The sequence below is a fragment of the Streptomyces sp. NPDC007945 genome, assembly GCF_042958885.1.
Taxonomy (GTDB): domain Bacteria; phylum Actinomycetota; class Actinomycetes; order Streptomycetales; family Streptomycetaceae; genus Streptomyces.
The window spans coordinates 97,607-110,869 of record NZ_JBIBJV010000001.1; the positions used below are offsets into that span (position 1 = coordinate 97,607).

General features: G+C 71.5%; 16 protein-coding genes. 4 read left to right on the forward strand and 12 right to left on the reverse strand.

Features of this window, described 5'->3' with window-relative positions:
* Positions 1-67: 67 nt before the first annotated feature.
* On the forward strand, positions 68-940 hold the full coding sequence (gene dapA / locus ACFZCF_RS00475; RefSeq protein ID WP_391283668.1) for a 4-hydroxy-tetrahydrodipicolinate synthase: 873 nt from the start codon (positions 68-70) through the stop codon (positions 938-940).
* Positions 941-961: 21 nt separating this feature from the next.
* On the opposite strand, the gene ACFZCF_RS00480 is transcribed toward dapA, so the two are convergent.
* The 4 genes from ACFZCF_RS00480 to ACFZCF_RS00495 all read right to left on the reverse strand — a co-directional run bounded on the left by ACFZCF_RS00480 (position 962) and on the right by ACFZCF_RS00495 (position 3,197).
* Complete coding sequence (locus ACFZCF_RS00480) at positions 962-1,180, reverse strand: hypothetical protein (RefSeq protein WP_391284745.1); 219 nt, start codon at positions 1,178-1,180, stop codon at positions 962-964.
* Between the two features lie 69 nt (positions 1,181-1,249).
* A complete protein-coding gene (dapD, locus tag ACFZCF_RS00485) occupies positions 1,250-2,236 on the reverse strand; it encodes a 2,3,4,5-tetrahydropyridine-2,6-dicarboxylate N-succinyltransferase (RefSeq protein ID WP_388439246.1) in 987 nt (328 codons plus the stop codon).
* A 44-nt stretch (positions 2,237-2,280) separates the two neighbouring features.
* Entirely contained in the window at positions 2,281-2,877 is a 597-nt protein-coding gene (locus tag ACFZCF_RS00490; protein WP_391283669.1) for a TetR/AcrR family transcriptional regulator, read from the reverse strand.
* Positions 2,877-3,197 carry a DMT family transporter gene (locus ACFZCF_RS00495; RefSeq protein WP_388439252.1) on the reverse strand — a complete coding sequence of 107 codons (321 nt, stop codon included), beginning with the start codon at positions 3,195-3,197 and terminating at the stop codon, positions 2,877-2,879. The genes ACFZCF_RS00490 and ACFZCF_RS00495 overlap by 1 nt, the downstream gene beginning before the upstream one ends.
* 62 nt (positions 3,198-3,259) lie before the next feature.
* Here ACFZCF_RS00495 and ACFZCF_RS00500 point away from each other — a divergent pair, with 62 nt between their 5' ends.
* Positions 3,260-4,315 carry an oxidoreductase gene (locus tag ACFZCF_RS00500; protein WP_391283671.1) on the forward strand — a complete coding sequence of 352 codons (1,056 nt, stop codon included), beginning with the start codon at positions 3,260-3,262 and terminating at the stop codon, positions 4,313-4,315.
* Positions 4,316-4,390: 75 nt separating this feature from the next.
* Here ACFZCF_RS00500 and ACFZCF_RS00505 read toward each other — a convergent pair whose 3' ends face one another.
* Genes ACFZCF_RS00505 through ACFZCF_RS00540 form a run of 8 tightly spaced genes read right to left on the reverse strand, consistent with a single transcriptional unit; the run spans position 4,391 to position 10,930 of the window.
* Positions 4,391-4,729, reverse strand: coding sequence for a metal-sulfur cluster assembly factor (locus tag ACFZCF_RS00505; protein ID WP_388439258.1), 339 nt, complete (start codon positions 4,727-4,729; stop codon positions 4,391-4,393).
* Positions 4,726-5,187, reverse strand: a complete 462-nt coding sequence (sufU, locus tag ACFZCF_RS00510; protein WP_189950383.1) for a Fe-S cluster assembly sulfur transfer protein SufU — start codon at positions 5,185-5,187, stop codon at positions 4,726-4,728. The genes ACFZCF_RS00505 and sufU overlap by 4 nt, the downstream gene beginning before the upstream one ends.
* A 10-nt stretch (positions 5,188-5,197) precedes the next feature.
* Positions 5,198-6,466 carry a cysteine desulfurase gene (locus ACFZCF_RS00515; protein WP_388439261.1) on the reverse strand — a complete coding sequence of 423 codons (1,269 nt, stop codon included), beginning with the start codon at positions 6,464-6,466 and terminating at the stop codon, positions 5,198-5,200.
* The gene (sufC, locus tag ACFZCF_RS00520) at positions 6,463-7,227 is read right to left on the reverse strand and encodes a Fe-S cluster assembly ATPase SufC (RefSeq protein WP_360600684.1); all 765 of its coding nucleotides are present in this window, start codon (positions 7,225-7,227) and stop codon (positions 6,463-6,465) included. The genes ACFZCF_RS00515 and sufC overlap by 4 nt, the downstream gene beginning before the upstream one ends.
* 7 nt (positions 7,228-7,234) lie before the next feature.
* On the reverse strand, positions 7,235-7,552 hold the full coding sequence (locus ACFZCF_RS00525) for a bifunctional 3-phenylpropionate/cinnamic acid dioxygenase ferredoxin subunit (RefSeq protein WP_388439266.1): 318 nt from the start codon (positions 7,550-7,552) through the stop codon (positions 7,235-7,237).
* Positions 7,552-8,733, reverse strand: coding sequence for a Fe-S cluster assembly protein SufD (gene sufD / locus ACFZCF_RS00530; protein ID WP_388439269.1), 1,182 nt, complete (start codon positions 8,731-8,733; stop codon positions 7,552-7,554). Before sufD ends, ACFZCF_RS00525 begins: the two co-directional genes overlap by 1 nt.
* Before the next feature lie 59 nt (positions 8,734-8,792).
* Positions 8,793-10,208, reverse strand: coding sequence for a Fe-S cluster assembly protein SufB (gene sufB, locus ACFZCF_RS00535; RefSeq protein WP_388439273.1), 1,416 nt, complete (start codon positions 10,206-10,208; stop codon positions 8,793-8,795).
* Complete coding sequence (locus tag ACFZCF_RS00540; protein ID WP_388439276.1) at positions 10,205-10,930, reverse strand: helix-turn-helix transcriptional regulator; 726 nt, start codon at positions 10,928-10,930, stop codon at positions 10,205-10,207. The genes sufB and ACFZCF_RS00540 overlap by 4 nt, the downstream gene beginning before the upstream one ends.
* A 579-nt stretch (positions 10,931-11,509) precedes the next feature.
* Between ACFZCF_RS00540 and ACFZCF_RS00545 the strand changes: the two genes are divergently transcribed.
* Complete coding sequence (locus ACFZCF_RS00545) at positions 11,510-12,445, forward strand: ATP-binding cassette domain-containing protein (RefSeq protein WP_391283676.1); 936 nt, start codon at positions 11,510-11,512, stop codon at positions 12,443-12,445.
* A 14-nt stretch (positions 12,446-12,459) separates the two neighbouring features.
* Positions 12,460-13,224: an ABC transporter permease gene (locus ACFZCF_RS00550; RefSeq protein WP_391284747.1), complete on the forward strand. Its 765-nt coding sequence runs from the start codon at positions 12,460-12,462 to the stop codon at positions 13,222-13,224.
* The last annotated feature ends 39 nt before the right edge of the window (positions 13,225-13,263 follow it).

A 13,263-nucleotide genomic window follows, 5' to 3' on the forward strand; every position in this document is an offset into this window, starting at 1 on the left:
GGGCTGAACGTTCGGGCCAAGCAGATCTAAGTGGACCTTCAGGATCGACGGCGCCCAGACTTCCCGTATGAGCACTCACCGGCCCTTCGGCCGCGCCCTGTGCGCGATGATCACCCCCTTCACCGACTCCGGCGCCCTCGACCTCGACGCCGCCGGGAAGCTCGCCGCCCGGCTGCTCGGGGACGGCTGCGACGGCCTGGTCCTCAACGGCACCACCGGGGAGTCCCCGACCACCACGGACGCCGAGAAGGCGGCACTGATCCGGGCGGTGCGGGAGGCGGTCGGCCCGGGGGTCCCGCTCGTCGCGGGCGTCGGCACCGCGGACACCCGGCACACCGTGGAGCTCGCGCGCCAGGCCGAGGCGGCCGGCGCCGACGGGCTGCTCGTCGTCACCCCGTACTACAGCCGCCCGCCGCAGGACGCGGTCGCCGCCCACTTCCTGAGGGTCGCGGACGCCACCGGCCTGCCGCTGATGGTCTACGACATCCCCGGCCGCACCGGCACCCGCGTCGAGCCCGACACCCTGCGCCGGCTCGCCGCGCACCCGCGGATCACGGCCGTGAAGGACTGCTCGTACGACCTGCTGGCCGCGGCCCGGCTGATCGCCGAGACCGGGCTCGCGTACTACTCCGGCAGCGAGGAGCTGAACCTCCCGCTGTACGCGGTCGGCGGCGCCGGCTACGTCGGCACGGTCGCCAACGTGGCGCCGCGCCCGTTCGCCGCTGTCCTCGACGCGTACGACTCGGGCGACACCGCCCTGGCCGCCCGGCTGCACGCCCGGACGCTGCCGCTCGTCGAGCGGATGATGGCCGGCGGCCTGCCGGGGACGGTCACCGTGAAGGCGCTGCTCGGCGGCCCGGTCCGGGAACCGCTGCGGCCCGCCGACCGGGAGACGGCCGACGGGCTGCGGGTGCTTCTGGAGGAACTGCTCCGGGCCTGAGCCGGCCCGGAGGGAGTCCGCTCAGGCGGAGTCGGTGGTGTCCGTCCGCCCGAGGATCGCCGCGTGCTCCAGGACGTCCTCCAGCGGATCATCGATCTGCCCGGTGCGCAGGTCGACGGCGGGGCCGTTGGTCACCGACGGGCCGTGGCGGGTGTGCGTCTCGTCCGCCGCGGCCGTCCCGGCCGGCAGCAGCGCCGCCACCGCCGTGAGCACCCCCGCGACCATGGGCCCCGTCCTCATCCTCATGCCGACTCCTCGCCTTGACCGGATACGGTGACTCCGCGTCCGGTTAACGCAGCGTCACCGGATTCAGTTGTGGCTGTGCAGGATCTCGTTGAGGCCGCTCCAGACCGCGTTGTTCGGGCGGGCCTCTACGGCGCCGGTGACCGAGTTGCGGCGGAAGAGGATGTTCGAGCGGCCGGAGAGGTCGCGGGCCTTGACGATCTCGCCGTCGGGCATGGTGACCCGGGTGCCGGCGGTGACGTACAGGCCGGCCTCGACGACGCACTCGTCGCCGAGCGCGATGCCGACGCCCGCCTCGGCGCCGATCAGGCAGCGCTCGCCGATGGAGATGACGACGTTGCCGCCGCCGGAGAGGGTGCCCATGGTGGAGGCGCCGCCGCCGATGTCGGAGCCGTCGCCGACGACGACACCGGCGGAGATGCGGCCCTCGACCATGGAGGTGCCGAGGGTGCCGGCGTTGAAGTTGACGAAGCCCTCGTGCATGACCGTGGTGCCGGCGGCCAGGTGGGCGCCGAGGCGGACCCGGTCGGCGTCGGCGATGCGGACCCCGGCGGGCACGACGTAGTCGGTCATGCGGGGGAACTTGTCGATGCTCGTGACGGCGAGGTGGAGGCCCTCGGCGCGGGCGTTGAGCCGCACCTTCTCCACGTCCTCGACGGCGACCGGGCCGAGCGAGGTCCAGGCGACGTTGGCGAGCAGGCCGAAGACGCCGTCCAGGCTCTGGCCGTGCGGCTTCACCAGCCGGTGGCTGAGCAGGTGCAGGCGGAGGTACGCGTCGTGGGCGTCGAGCGGCTTCTCGTCCAGGGAGGCGATGACGGTGCGGACGGCGACCACCTCGACGCCGCGGCGGGCGTCCACGCCGAGGGCCTTGGCGGCGCCCTCGCCGAGGGCGTTCACCGCCTCGTCGGGGGAGAGTCGCGTGGTGCCCGCCTCGCCGGGCTCGTCGGTGAGCTCGGGGGCGGGGAACCAGGTGTCGAGAACGGTGCCGTCACCGGCGAGGGTGGCGAGGCCGGCGGCGACGGCGCCGGTGGTACGGGGAGCAGTGGTGGTCATGACGGAAAACCTAACGGTCGGGCCCCCGCCCGGGCCAACCGGTCTCAGGTGCCGGGCGGGCGCGCCGGAGCGTCCGACGAGCCCCCGGCCCGCGTCTTCGGTGCTTCGTCCAGGATCCGCGCGATCATCTCGCGGGCGTGGGCCTCGTCGTACGGCGCGCCGGTGAGCAGGGCCCGGAGGGCGATGCCGTCGGCGAGGGCGACCAGGGCGCGGGCGGTGGCCCGGCCGGTGCGGGGGGCGAGGGCGGCGGTCGCCTCCTCGGCCCACTCGGCGGCGACGGGCCGCAGCGCGGGGCGGCGCAGCGCGGCGAGGCGGAGCTCGTACTCCAGCTCCACCCGGCTCCGTTCGGCGCCGAGCCACTCCCCCAGGAGGCGGGCGAGGAAGTCGGCGAGGTCGTCCCCGGCGCGGGCCACGCCGCTGCGGAGCTGTTCGGCGAAGCCCGCGTCGACCTGGCGCAGGGCGGCGACGAGGAGCTCGTCGAGGGAGGAGAAGTGGTACGTGGTGGAGCCGAGCGGCACGTCGGCCTCGGCGGCGACCGCGCGGTGGCTCAGTCCGGTGATGCCGCCCCGCCGCACCACCCGCAGGGCGGCGGTGACCAGCCGCTCCCGGCGCCCGGGGTCGTACCGCCGGGGGCGTGCCATCAGTGCGCCCCGCCGAGGTTGAGCACGGCGACCCCGGCGACGATGAGGACGATGCCGGCGATCTTGGCGAGGTTCAGGGTCTCCCCGAGGAAGAGGATCCCGATGCCGGCGACGGCCGCGGTGCCGACCCCGGACCAGATGGCGTAGGCGGTGCCGACCTGGAGGGTCTTGAGGGCCTGGGCGAGGAGCGCGAAGGCGATGAGGTAGCCGGCCGCGGTGATCAGCGAGGGCCAGAGCCTGCTGAAGCCCTCGCTGTACTTCATGGAGGTGGTGGCGATGATCTCGGCCGCGATGGCCCCCGCGAGCAGTCCGTATCCCATGGGCGGGAGGCTACCCGCCGTTGTGTACGGACGTACACATCGCTCCCCGTTACCGTATGGCCATGACTTATGCCCCTGGGCCGTACGGGTGGGGCCACCCGCCCGCCCCGCCGCCGCCGAAGCCCGGCGTGATACCCCTGGCGCCGCTCGACCTGAACCACGTCCTGTCCGGGGCGTTCGGCGCCTACCGGCGGAACTGGAAGGCGCTTCTCGGCATGGCGCTGGCCTCCTACGCCCTGGCCGCCGTGGTGGTCGTGGGCCTCGGGGCGGCCGGCTGGGCCGCCCTCTCCGGCCCGTGGGAGGCGATGGGCGACCCGTCCTCCACCGGGGACGCCGACCTCTCGGACCTGACGCCGCTCTTCCTCGGCCTGACCGGGCTCTGGCTGCTCTTCGCCCTGGGGACGCTGGTGGCGACGGGCCTGCTGCACGGGGCGGTCGCGGTCGTGGTCCAGGAGGCGGTGCTCGGCCGCCGGGTCGGCTTCGGGACGGTGTGGCGCCGGGCCTGGTCGCGGCTGGGCCCGGTGCTCGGCACGGTCGTCCTGCCGGCCCTCGCCGGCCTCGTCCCGGTGCTGCTCGGCCTGTTCGGGCTCTGTCTGGTGCTGGGCGCGATGATCGCGAGCATCGACTCGGCCGGCGACGGCGCCGGGCTCGCGGTCACCGGTCTGCTCGTCCTGCTCCTGAGCACGGCGACGATGCCGGTGGCCGTCTGGATCTGGGTGAGGTTCAGCCTCGCCCCGACCGCCGCGGTCGTCGAGTCGGCCGGCACCCTGACCGCGATGCGCCGCTCGGCGCGGCTGGTCCGCGGCTCCTGGTGGCGGGTCTTCGGCTACACGCTGATGATGGCGCTGATCGTCGGCGGCGTCTCGTTCGCCGTGCAGATGGTGATCTCCGTGGCGACGCAGGCCTCCGTCTTCGGCACGCCGCTCGCCCAGCACGCCACCCCCGGAACCGTCTTCGCGTCGGTCGGCACCCTGGTGGTCACGGGCGGCCTCCTCCAGCTCCTGACGCAGCTCGTCCTCGGCCCCCTGCTGCCGCTGGCCTCCGGCCTCCTCTACGTCGACCTGCGCATCCGCAAGGAGAACCTGGCCCCGGTCCTGGCCGCGACGGCACGGACCTGACGAACCTCCCGGTGGACGCGAGGAGGGGCCCCCGGCAGTGCCGGGGGCCCCTCCTCACATCCGCCGGGTCACGTCTCAGACGTTGAAGCCGAGCGCGCGGAGCTGCTCGCGACCGTCGTCGGTGATCTTGTCGGGGCCCCACGGGGGCATCCAGACCCAGTTGATCCGCAGGTCGCTGACGATGCCGTCGGTGGCCGAGCGGGCCTGGTCCTCGATGACGTCGGTCAGCGGGCAGGCCGCCGAGGTCAGCGTCATGTCCAGCGTCGCGACGTTGGAGTCGTCGACGTGGATCCCGTAGATCAGGCCGAGGTTGACGACGTCGATGCCCAGCTCGGGGTCGACGACGTCGTACAGCGCCTCGCGGATCTCTTCCTCGGAGGCCGGCTTGATCGTGGCCTCGATGTTCTCAGTCATGCCGACTTCCTCTCCGCGTCGCCCAGGGCCTGGGCGGTCGCGTCCTTCCACGCCATCCAGCTGAGCAGCGCACACTTCACCCGGGCCGGGTACTTGGAGACACCGGCGAACGCGACCGCATCCTCCAGCACCTCCTCCATGGCGTCGTCGGGTTCGACCTGGCCCTTGGACTGCATCAGTTCCAGGAAGGTCTCCTGGATCTTCCGGGCCTCGGTCAGCTCCTTGCCGACCAGAAGCTCGTTGAGGACGGAGGCCGAGGCCTGGCTGATGGAGCAGCCCTGGCCCTCGTACGACACGTCCGCGACGCGCTCGCCGTCGTACTTCACCCGGAGCGTGATCTCGTCGCCGCACGTCGGGTTGACGTGGTGCACCTCGGCGTCGCCGTCCCGCAAGCCCCGCCCGTGCGGGTGCTTGTAGTGGTCCAGGATGACGTCCTGGTACATCGAATCCAGCTTCACAGCGCGTCCCCTAGCCGAAGAAGTTCCGGACGTGCTCCAGACCCTCGACCAGGGCGTCGACCTCGGCCGGGGTGGAGTACAGATAGAACGACGCCCGCGTGGTCGCAGGAATTCCGTACCGCAGGCAGACCGGCCGTGCGCAGTGGTGGCCGACCCGGACCGCGATGCCCTGCTCGTCGAGCACCTGCCCCACGTCGTGGGGGTGGATGTCCCCGAGCGTGAAGGAGATCGCCGCGCCGCGGTCCTCGGCCGTGGTGGGGCCGATGATCCGCAGGTCCGGGACCTCCTGGAGGCGCCGGACGGCGTACTCGGTGATCGCGTGCTCGTGGCGCGCGATGTTCTCCATGCCGATCGCCGAGAGGTAGTCCACGGCCGCGCCGAGGCCGACGGCCTGGGCGATCGGGGGCGTACCCGCCTCGAACTTGTGCGGGGCCGGGGCGTAGGTGGAGGAGTGCATCGAGACGGTCTCGATCATCTCGCCGCCGCCGAGGAAGGGCGGCAGGTCCTCCAGGAGCTCCTGCCGTCCCCACAGCACGCCGATGCCGGTCGGGCCGCACATCTTGTGGCCGGTGAAGGCCACGAAGTCGGCCTGGAGCGCCTGCACGTCCAGGACCTGGTGCGGGGCCGCCTGCGAGGCGTCGATGCAGACGAGCGCACCGACCTCTTGGGCGCGCCGGACGATGGTCTCGACCGGGTTCTGGGTGCCGAGCAGGTTGGAGACCAGGGTGAAGGAGACGATCTTCGTCTTCTCCGTGATGACCTCGTCGATGTTCGACAGGTCGAGACGGCCGTCGTCGGTGAGGCCGAACCACTTCAGCTTCGCGCCGGTGCGCTGCGAGAGCAGCTGCCACGGGACGATGTTGGAGTGGTGCTCCATCTCCGTGATGGCGATCTCGGTCTCGTGGTCCACGCGGTAGGGCTCGTCGGCCCAGCCCAGCATGTTGGCCACGAGGTTGAGCGACTCGGAGGCGTTCTTGGTGAAGATCACCTCGTTGCGGCTCGGCGCGTTGATGAAGGCGGCGACCTTGTCGCGGGCGCCCTCGTACAGCGCGGTGGCCTCCTCGGCGACCGTGTAGACGCCGCGGTGGACGTTGGCGTTGTGCCGCTCGTAGTAGGCGTTGAGCGCGTCGAGGACCTGCCGGGGCTTCTGCGAGGTGGCCGCGGAGTCCAGGTACACGATCTTCTTGCCGTCGTGGACCGTGCGATCCAGGAGCGGGAAGTCCTTGCGGATCGCCTCGGTGTCGAGGAGGCCGGTCAGCCCCTGATGGGCGGAAGTCACGCGGATGCGCCACCCTTCACGTACTTGTCGTAGCCCTCGTTCTCCAGCTGGTCGGCGAGCTCGGCGCCGCCGGACTCGACGATGCGGCCGTTCGCGAACACGTGCACGAAGTCGGGCTTGATGTAGCGCAGGATGCGCGTGTAGTGGGTGATGAGGAGGGTGCCGACCTCACCGCTCTCGCGGACGCGGTTGACGCCCTCGGAGACGATGCGCAGGGCGTCGACGTCGAGGCCGGAGTCGGTCTCGTCGAGGATCGCGATCTTCGGCTTGAGGAGCTCCAGCTGCAGGATCTCGTGGCGCTTCTTCTCACCGCCGGAGAAGCCCTCGTTGACGTTGCGCTCGGCGAAGGCCGGGTCCATGGACAGCTTGTCCATGGCCTCGCGGACCTCCTTGACCCAGGTGCGCAGCTTGGGGGCCTCGCCGCGGATGGCGGTGGCGGAGGTGCGCAGGAAGTTGGAGACCGAGACGCCGGGAACCTCGACCGGGTACTGCATGGCGAGGAAGACGCCGGCGCGGGCGCGCTCGTCGACGGACATCTCCAGGACGTCCTCGCCGTCGAGGGTGACGGTGCCGCCGGTGACCGTGTACTTGGGGTGGCCCGCCAGGGAGTACGCCAGGGTCGACTTGCCGGAGCCGTTGGGGCCCATGACCGCGTGGGTCTCACCCTGCTTGATGGTCAGGTCGACGCCCTTGAGGATCTCGCGGGGGCCGTTCTCCGCCTCGACGGAGACGTGCAGGTCGTGGATTTCGAGCGTTGCCATGGGTGACTCAGGACTCCTGGGTGACGGAGACGAGCACATCGTCCCCTTCGATCTTTACGGGGTACACGGGGACGGGGCGCGTCGCGGGAAGGCCGGACGGCTTGCCGGTGCGGAGGTCGAAGCTGGAACCGTGCAGCCAGCACTCGATGGCGCAGTCCTCGACCTCTCCCTCCGAGAGGGAGACGTTGGCGTGCGAGCAGATGTCGTTGATCGCGAACACCTCGCCCTCGGTGTGGACGACCGATACCGGCGTGCCGTCGATCTCGACCCGCTTCGGGGTGTCGGCCTCCAGCTCGCTGAGCGCGCAGACGCGGACGAAGGCCATCAGACGGAAGCCTCCAGCTCGGCCTCGACCTTGGCGATCAGGCGCTCCTCGACGTCCGGCAGACCGATCTGCTGGACCAGCTCGGCGAAGAAGCCGCGGACGACGAGGCGGCGGGCCTCGGTCTCCGGGATGCCGCGGGCCATCAGGTAGAAGAGCTGCTCGTCGTCGAAGCGGCCGGTGGCGGAGGCGTGGCCGGCGCCGGCGATCTCGCCGGTCTCGATCTCCAGGTTCGGCACGGAGTCCACCCGGGCGCCGTCGGTGAGGACGAGGTTCCGGTTGAGCTCGTAGGTGTCGGTGCCCTCGGCGGCGGCCTGGATGAGGACGTCGCCGATCCAGACCGCGTGCGCGTCCTGGCCCTGGAGCGCGCCCTTGTAGGCGACGTTCGAGGAGCAGTGCGGGGTGTTGTGGTCGACGAGGAGGCGGTGCTCCTGGTGCTGGCCGGCGTCGGTGAAGTAGAGGCCGAAGAGCTCGGCCGAGCCGCCGGGGGCGGCGTAGCTGACGCGCGGGTGCAGGCGGACGAGGTCACCGCCGAAGGTGACGACGACCGACTTGAAGGAGGCGTCGCGGCCGAGCAGCGCGTTGTGCTGCGCGACGTGGACGGCGTCCTTCTCCCAGTCCTGCACGGAGACGACGGTGAGCTTGGCGCCGTCGCCGAGGACGAAGTCCACGTTGGCGGCGAGCACCGCGTCACCGGTGTGGTCGATGACGACGACGGCCTCGGCGAAGGCACCGAGCTCGATCACCTGGTGGCCGAAGGCGACGCCGCCCCGGCCGTGCACGGCGACGCGGATCGGCTCGCTGAGGACGGCCTCCTTGGCGACGGTGACGACCGACGCCTTCTCGAAGGAGGAGTACGCCTGGGCGGCGACGCGGTCGACGGGCTTGCCTGCCTTGCGCAGGCGCTCGTCGTCGCGGCCGACGGTCTCCACGGTGACGCCCTCGGGGGCCTCGATCTCGACCCGGACGCCCTCGCCGGTGGCGACGGCGGTGCCGTCGTGCAGACCGCGGAGGCGGGCGAGCGGGGTGAAGCGCCACTCCTCCTCGCGGCCGTGCGGGACGGGGAAGTCCGCGACGTCGAAGGACGGCGGGGCGCTCATGCGCGTGGCGACGGTGGACTCGGCGGCCACCGCGATCGAGCCGGCGGTGGTGGAGCCCGCCGGGATGTTCTGGGCGTCAGCCATGGCTGTCGTTGTGCTCTCTTCCTGCGTAAAGAATCGGTCGCTGCGTACGGGAGGGGCGGTCAGCCGACCGAGCCTTCCATCTGCAGCTCGATCAGCCGGTTCAGCTCCAGCGCGTACTCCATCGGCAGCTCCTTGGCGATCGGCTCGACGAAGCCGCGGACGATCATCGCCATGGCCTCCTGCTCGGTGAGGCCGCGCTGCATCAGGTAGAAGAGCTGGTCCTCGGAGACCTTGGAGACGGTGGCCTCGTGGCCCATGGTCACGTCGTCCTCGCGCACGTCCACGTAGGGGTACGTGTCGGAGCGGGAGATGGTGTCGACGAGCAGGGCGTCGCAGAGGACGTTCGACTTGGAGCCGGGGGCGCCCTCGCCGATCTCGATCAGGCCGCGGTAGGAGGTGCGGCCGCCGCCGCGCGCCACCGACTTGGAGACGATGGACGAGGAGGTGTTCGGGGCCAGGTGGACCATCTTGGCGCCGGCGTCCTGGTGCTGGCCCTCGCCCGCGAAGGCGATGGAGAGCGTCTCGCCCTTGGCGTGCTCGCCCATGAGGTAGACGGCCGGGTACTTCATGGTGACCTTGGAGCCGATGTTGCCGTCGACCCACTCCATGGTGGCGCCCTCGTAGGCGACGGCGCGCTTGGTCACCAGGTTGTAGACGTTGTTCGACCAGTTCTGGATGGTCGTGTAGCGGCAGCGGCCGCCCTTCTTCACGATGATCTCGACGACCGCGGAGTGCAGCGAGTCGGAGGAGTAGATCGGCGCGGTGCAGCCCTCGACGTAGTGGACGTAGGCGTCCTCGTCGACGATGATCAGCGTCCGCTCGAACTGGCCCATGTTCTCCGTGTTGATGCGGAAGTAGGCCTGGAGCGGGATCTCGACGTGCACGCCCTTCGGCACGTAGATGAACGATCCGCCGGACCAGACGGCGGTGTTCAGCGAGGCGAACTTGTTGTCGCCGACCGGGATGACGGTGCCGAAGTACTCCTTGAAGAGCTCCTCGTGCTCCTTCAGCGCGGTGTCGGTGTCGACGAAGATGACGCCCTGCTCCTCCAGGTCCTCGCGGATCTGGTGGTAGACGACCTCGGACTCGTACTGGGCGGCGACACCGGCGACGAGGCGCTGCTTCTCCGCCTCCGGGATGCCGAGCTTGTCGTACGTGTTCTTGATGTCCTCCGGCAGGTCCTCCCAGGACTCGGCCTGCTTCTCGGTGGACCGCACGAAGTACTTGATGTTGTCGAAGTCGATGCCGCCGAGGTCGGAACCCCAGGTGGGCATGGGCTTCTTGTCGAAGAGCCGCAGACCCTTGAGACGCAGCTTCAGCATCCACTCGGGCTCGTTCTTCTTCGCGGAGATGTCGCGGACGACGTCCTCGTTCAGACCGCGCTTGGCCGTGGCGCCTGCCGTGTCGGAGTCGGCCCAGCCGTATTCGTACCGACCCAGGCCCTCGAGCTCGGGGTGGCTGATCTCGGTGGTCATGCGGGGTTCCTCCCGGCCGTGCTTGCGGATGCTGATTCGGTGGTCTGTGGGGTGCTGTGCGGGATGAACGTGGTGCAGACGCCGTCACCGTGGGCGATGGTGGCCAGGCGCTGGACGTGCGTTCCCAGGAGGCGGGAGAAGATCTCCGTCTCCGCCTCGCACAGCTGGGGGTACTGCTCGGCGACGTGGGCGACCGGGCAGTGGTGCTGGCAGAGCTGCTCGCCGACCGGCGCGTTGCGCGCAGTGGCAGCGTACCCGTCCGCCGTCAGGGCCTTGGCAAGAGCCTCGGCCCGGTGCTCGGGCTCCACCGATTCGACGGCCTCGCGGTAGTTCTCGGCCTGGGCCTCGATCCGGTCGCGGGCGAAGGCCGCCACGGCGGCCTCTCCCCCGGCGTTGCGCTCGATCCAGCGGAGCGCCTCGACGGCCAGGGAGTCGTACGACTGGTCGAAGGCGTCCCGGCCGCCGTCGGTGAGGGCGAAGACCTTGGCGGGGCGGCCTCGGGCGCGGGCGCCGTAGACGCGCTTCTCGCGGGCCTCGACGACCTGCTCGGCGACGAGCGCGTCGAGGTGCCGGCGGACGGCGGCCTGGGTGAGGCCGAGCCGTGCCGCGAGGTCGGCGACCGTCGAGGGGCCGTGGTCCAGGATGGACCGCGCGACCCGGTTGCGGGTCGACCGCTCTCGGGTCGCGAGTTCCTCCGCAGGAGCCGCGCCAAGGTTTTTCACAACGCCATTGTTGCGTAATTAATCAGGCAGTGACAAGCGACGCCGAGAGCCCCCACGATGGCGTGCATCACTCAGGTAAGGCTTACCTGACCTGCGGAAACGATCATTCGTAGGATGAATCCACCCGCCCTGGCCAGCCGTTTCGCCCTCGTCCGGCGTCGCCTCCGGCAGGGCCACCGGCCGCCCCGCGGCGCGCATCAGGTCCCGGAAGACGGCCGCGTCACGGGGTGCCTCCACCCCCGGGTCGTTGTCGAAGCAGACATTCGCGTCCACCCCCTCCGGCCGGCCCTCGACGAGCCGCTCCGCCCTGCTCTCCAGCGTCTGGCGGCCGTACGCCGGCCACGAGTCGTGCCGCGGCTCGACGGCCACCCGCACGCCGGCGGGGAACAGGCGAGGACCGCGTCGAGCCCCCCGGGTCGGCCCCGCAGCGACGGCGGGAACCGGAGCAGCACCGGTGGTGCCCACGAAGACCGTCACGGGCCCCTCCTGTGCCGTCCACGGCCGCCCGTACGGCACCCGCCCGGCCCCTCCCCGGGGCCGCGGCCCGACCCGCCCCGGCGGGTCCTTAGACTTCCCGGCATGGAGAACGAGTCCGTCGACACCGCCGTCCGCGTCCGCGGCCTGGTCAAGCGGTACGGCACCAAGACCGCCGTCGACGGCCTCGACCTCGACGTGCGGACCGGCACCGTCACCGCCGTCCTCGGCCCCAACGGCGCCGGGAAGACCACCACCGTCGAGACCTGCGAGGGCTACCGCAGACCGGACGCCGGCACCGTCCGCGTCCTCGGCCTCGACCCGCTCGCCGACGCCGCCGCCCTGCGTCCGCGCGTCGGCGTGATGCTCCAGTCCGGCGGCGTGTACTCCGGCGCCCGCGCCGACGAGATGCTCCGCCACGTGGCCCGGCTGCACGCCCACCCGCTGGACGTCGACGCGCTGATCGAACGCCTCGGCCTCGGCTCCTGCGGCCGCACGACCTACCGGCGGCTCTCCGGCGGCCAGCAGCAGCGGCTCGCCCTCGCCATGGCCGTCGTCGGCCGCCCGGAACTCGTCTTCCTCGACGAGCCCACCGCCGGCCTCGACCCGCAGGCCCGCCGCGCGACCTGGGACCTCGTCCGAGAGCTGCGCGCCGACGGCGTCACCGTGGTCCTCACCACCCACCACATGCAGGAGGCCGAGGAGCTCGCCGACGACGTCGCCATCGTCGACGCCGGCCGGGTCGCCGCCCAGGGCAGCCCCGAGCAGCTCTGCCGCGGCGGCGCCGAGAACACCCTCCGCTTCACCGGCCGCCCCGGCCTCGACCTCGGCTCCCTGCTCAAGGCCCTCCCGGACGGCACCGAGGCCGCCGAGCCGCTCCCCGGCACGTACCGGATCACCGGCACCGTCGACCCCCAGCTGCTCGCCACCGTCACCACCTGGTGCGCCCAGCACGGCGTGATGCCCGACCGCATCGCGGTCGAACGCCACACCCTCGAAGACGTTTTTTTGGAGTTGACCGGCAAGGAGCTGAGGTCATGAAGGCGGACACGCTCATGGGCGTGGGTACGTACGCGCCGAAGCCGGGGGCCGCCCCCGTCGAGCGGATGATCGCGGCCCAGACCGCCCTGGAGACCCGGATGCTGCTCCGCAACGGCGAGCAGCTCCTCCTCACGGTGATCATCCCGTCCCTGCTGCTCGTGCTCTTCTCGACCGTCGACGTCGTCGACACGGGCGACGGCGCGGCCGTGGACTTCCTCGCCCCCGGCGTCCTCGCGCTCGCCGTGATGTCCACCGCCTTCACGGGCCAGGCCATCGCCACCGGCTTCGAGCGCCGCTACGGCGTCCTGAAGCGGCTCGGCGCCTCCCCGCTGCCCCGCTGGGCCCTGATGACCGCCAAGACGCTGGCCGTCCTGGTCACCGAGGTCCTCCAGGTCGCGCTCCTGACCGCCATCGCGTTCGGCCTGGGCTGGTCCCCGCACGGCAACCCGCTCGCCGTGCTGCTCCTCCTCTTCCTCGGCACCGCCGCCTTCTCCGGGCTCGGCCTGCTGATGGCCGGCACCCTCAAGGCCGAGGCGACCCTGGCCGCCGCCAACCTGGTCTTCCTGCTGCTTCTGGTCGGCGGCGGCGTGATCGTCCCGCTGGAGAAGTTCGGCGCGGCCGGCGACGTACTGGCGCTGCTGCCGATCTCCGCGCTCTCCGACGGCCTCAGGGACGTCCTCCAGGACGGCGCGGGGATGCCGTGGGCCGACGCCGGGATCCTCGCCGCCTGGGCCGTCCTGGGCCTCGGCGCGGCGGCCCGGTTCTTCCGCTGGGAGTAGGCGCCCAGAGTGGCGGAGAGGGTTCAGACGGTGACGTTT

Coding starts and splice junctions, on each gene's coding strand:
- dapA (WP_391283668.1), top strand. CDS start 68: ATGAGCACTCACCGGCCCTTCGGCCGCGCCCTGTGCGCGATGATCACC.
- ACFZCF_RS00480 (WP_391284745.1), bottom strand. CDS start 1,180: ATGAGGACGGGGCCCATGGTCGCGGGGGTGCTCACGGCGGTGGCGGCG.
- dapD (WP_388439246.1), bottom strand. CDS start 2,236: ATGACCACCACTGCTCCCCGTACCACCGGCGCCGTCGCCGCCGGCCTC.
- ACFZCF_RS00490 (WP_391283669.1), bottom strand. CDS start 2,877: ATGGCACGCCCCCGGCGGTACGACCCCGGGCGCCGGGAGCGGCTGGTC.
- ACFZCF_RS00495 (WP_388439252.1), bottom strand. CDS start 3,197: ATGGGATACGGACTGCTCGCGGGGGCCATCGCGGCCGAGATCATCGCC.
- ACFZCF_RS00500 (WP_391283671.1), top strand. CDS start 3,260: ATGACTTATGCCCCTGGGCCGTACGGGTGGGGCCACCCGCCCGCCCCG.
- ACFZCF_RS00505 (WP_388439258.1), bottom strand. CDS start 4,729: ATGACTGAGAACATCGAGGCCACGATCAAGCCGGCCTCCGAGGAAGAG.
- sufC (WP_360600684.1), bottom strand. CDS start 7,227: ATGGCAACGCTCGAAATCCACGACCTGCACGTCTCCGTCGAGGCGGAG.
- ACFZCF_RS00525 (WP_388439266.1), bottom strand. CDS start 7,552: ATGGCCTTCGTCCGCGTCTGCGCGCTCAGCGAGCTGGAGGCCGACACC.
- sufD (WP_388439269.1), bottom strand. CDS start 8,733: ATGGCTGACGCCCAGAACATCCCGGCGGGCTCCACCACCGCCGGCTCG.
- sufB (WP_388439273.1), bottom strand. CDS start 10,208: ATGACCACCGAGATCAGCCACCCCGAGCTCGAGGGCCTGGGTCGGTAC.
- ACFZCF_RS00545 (WP_391283676.1), top strand. CDS start 11,510: ATGGAGAACGAGTCCGTCGACACCGCCGTCCGCGTCCGCGGCCTGGTC.
- ACFZCF_RS00550 (WP_391284747.1), top strand. CDS start 12,460: ATGGGCGTGGGTACGTACGCGCCGAAGCCGGGGGCCGCCCCCGTCGAG.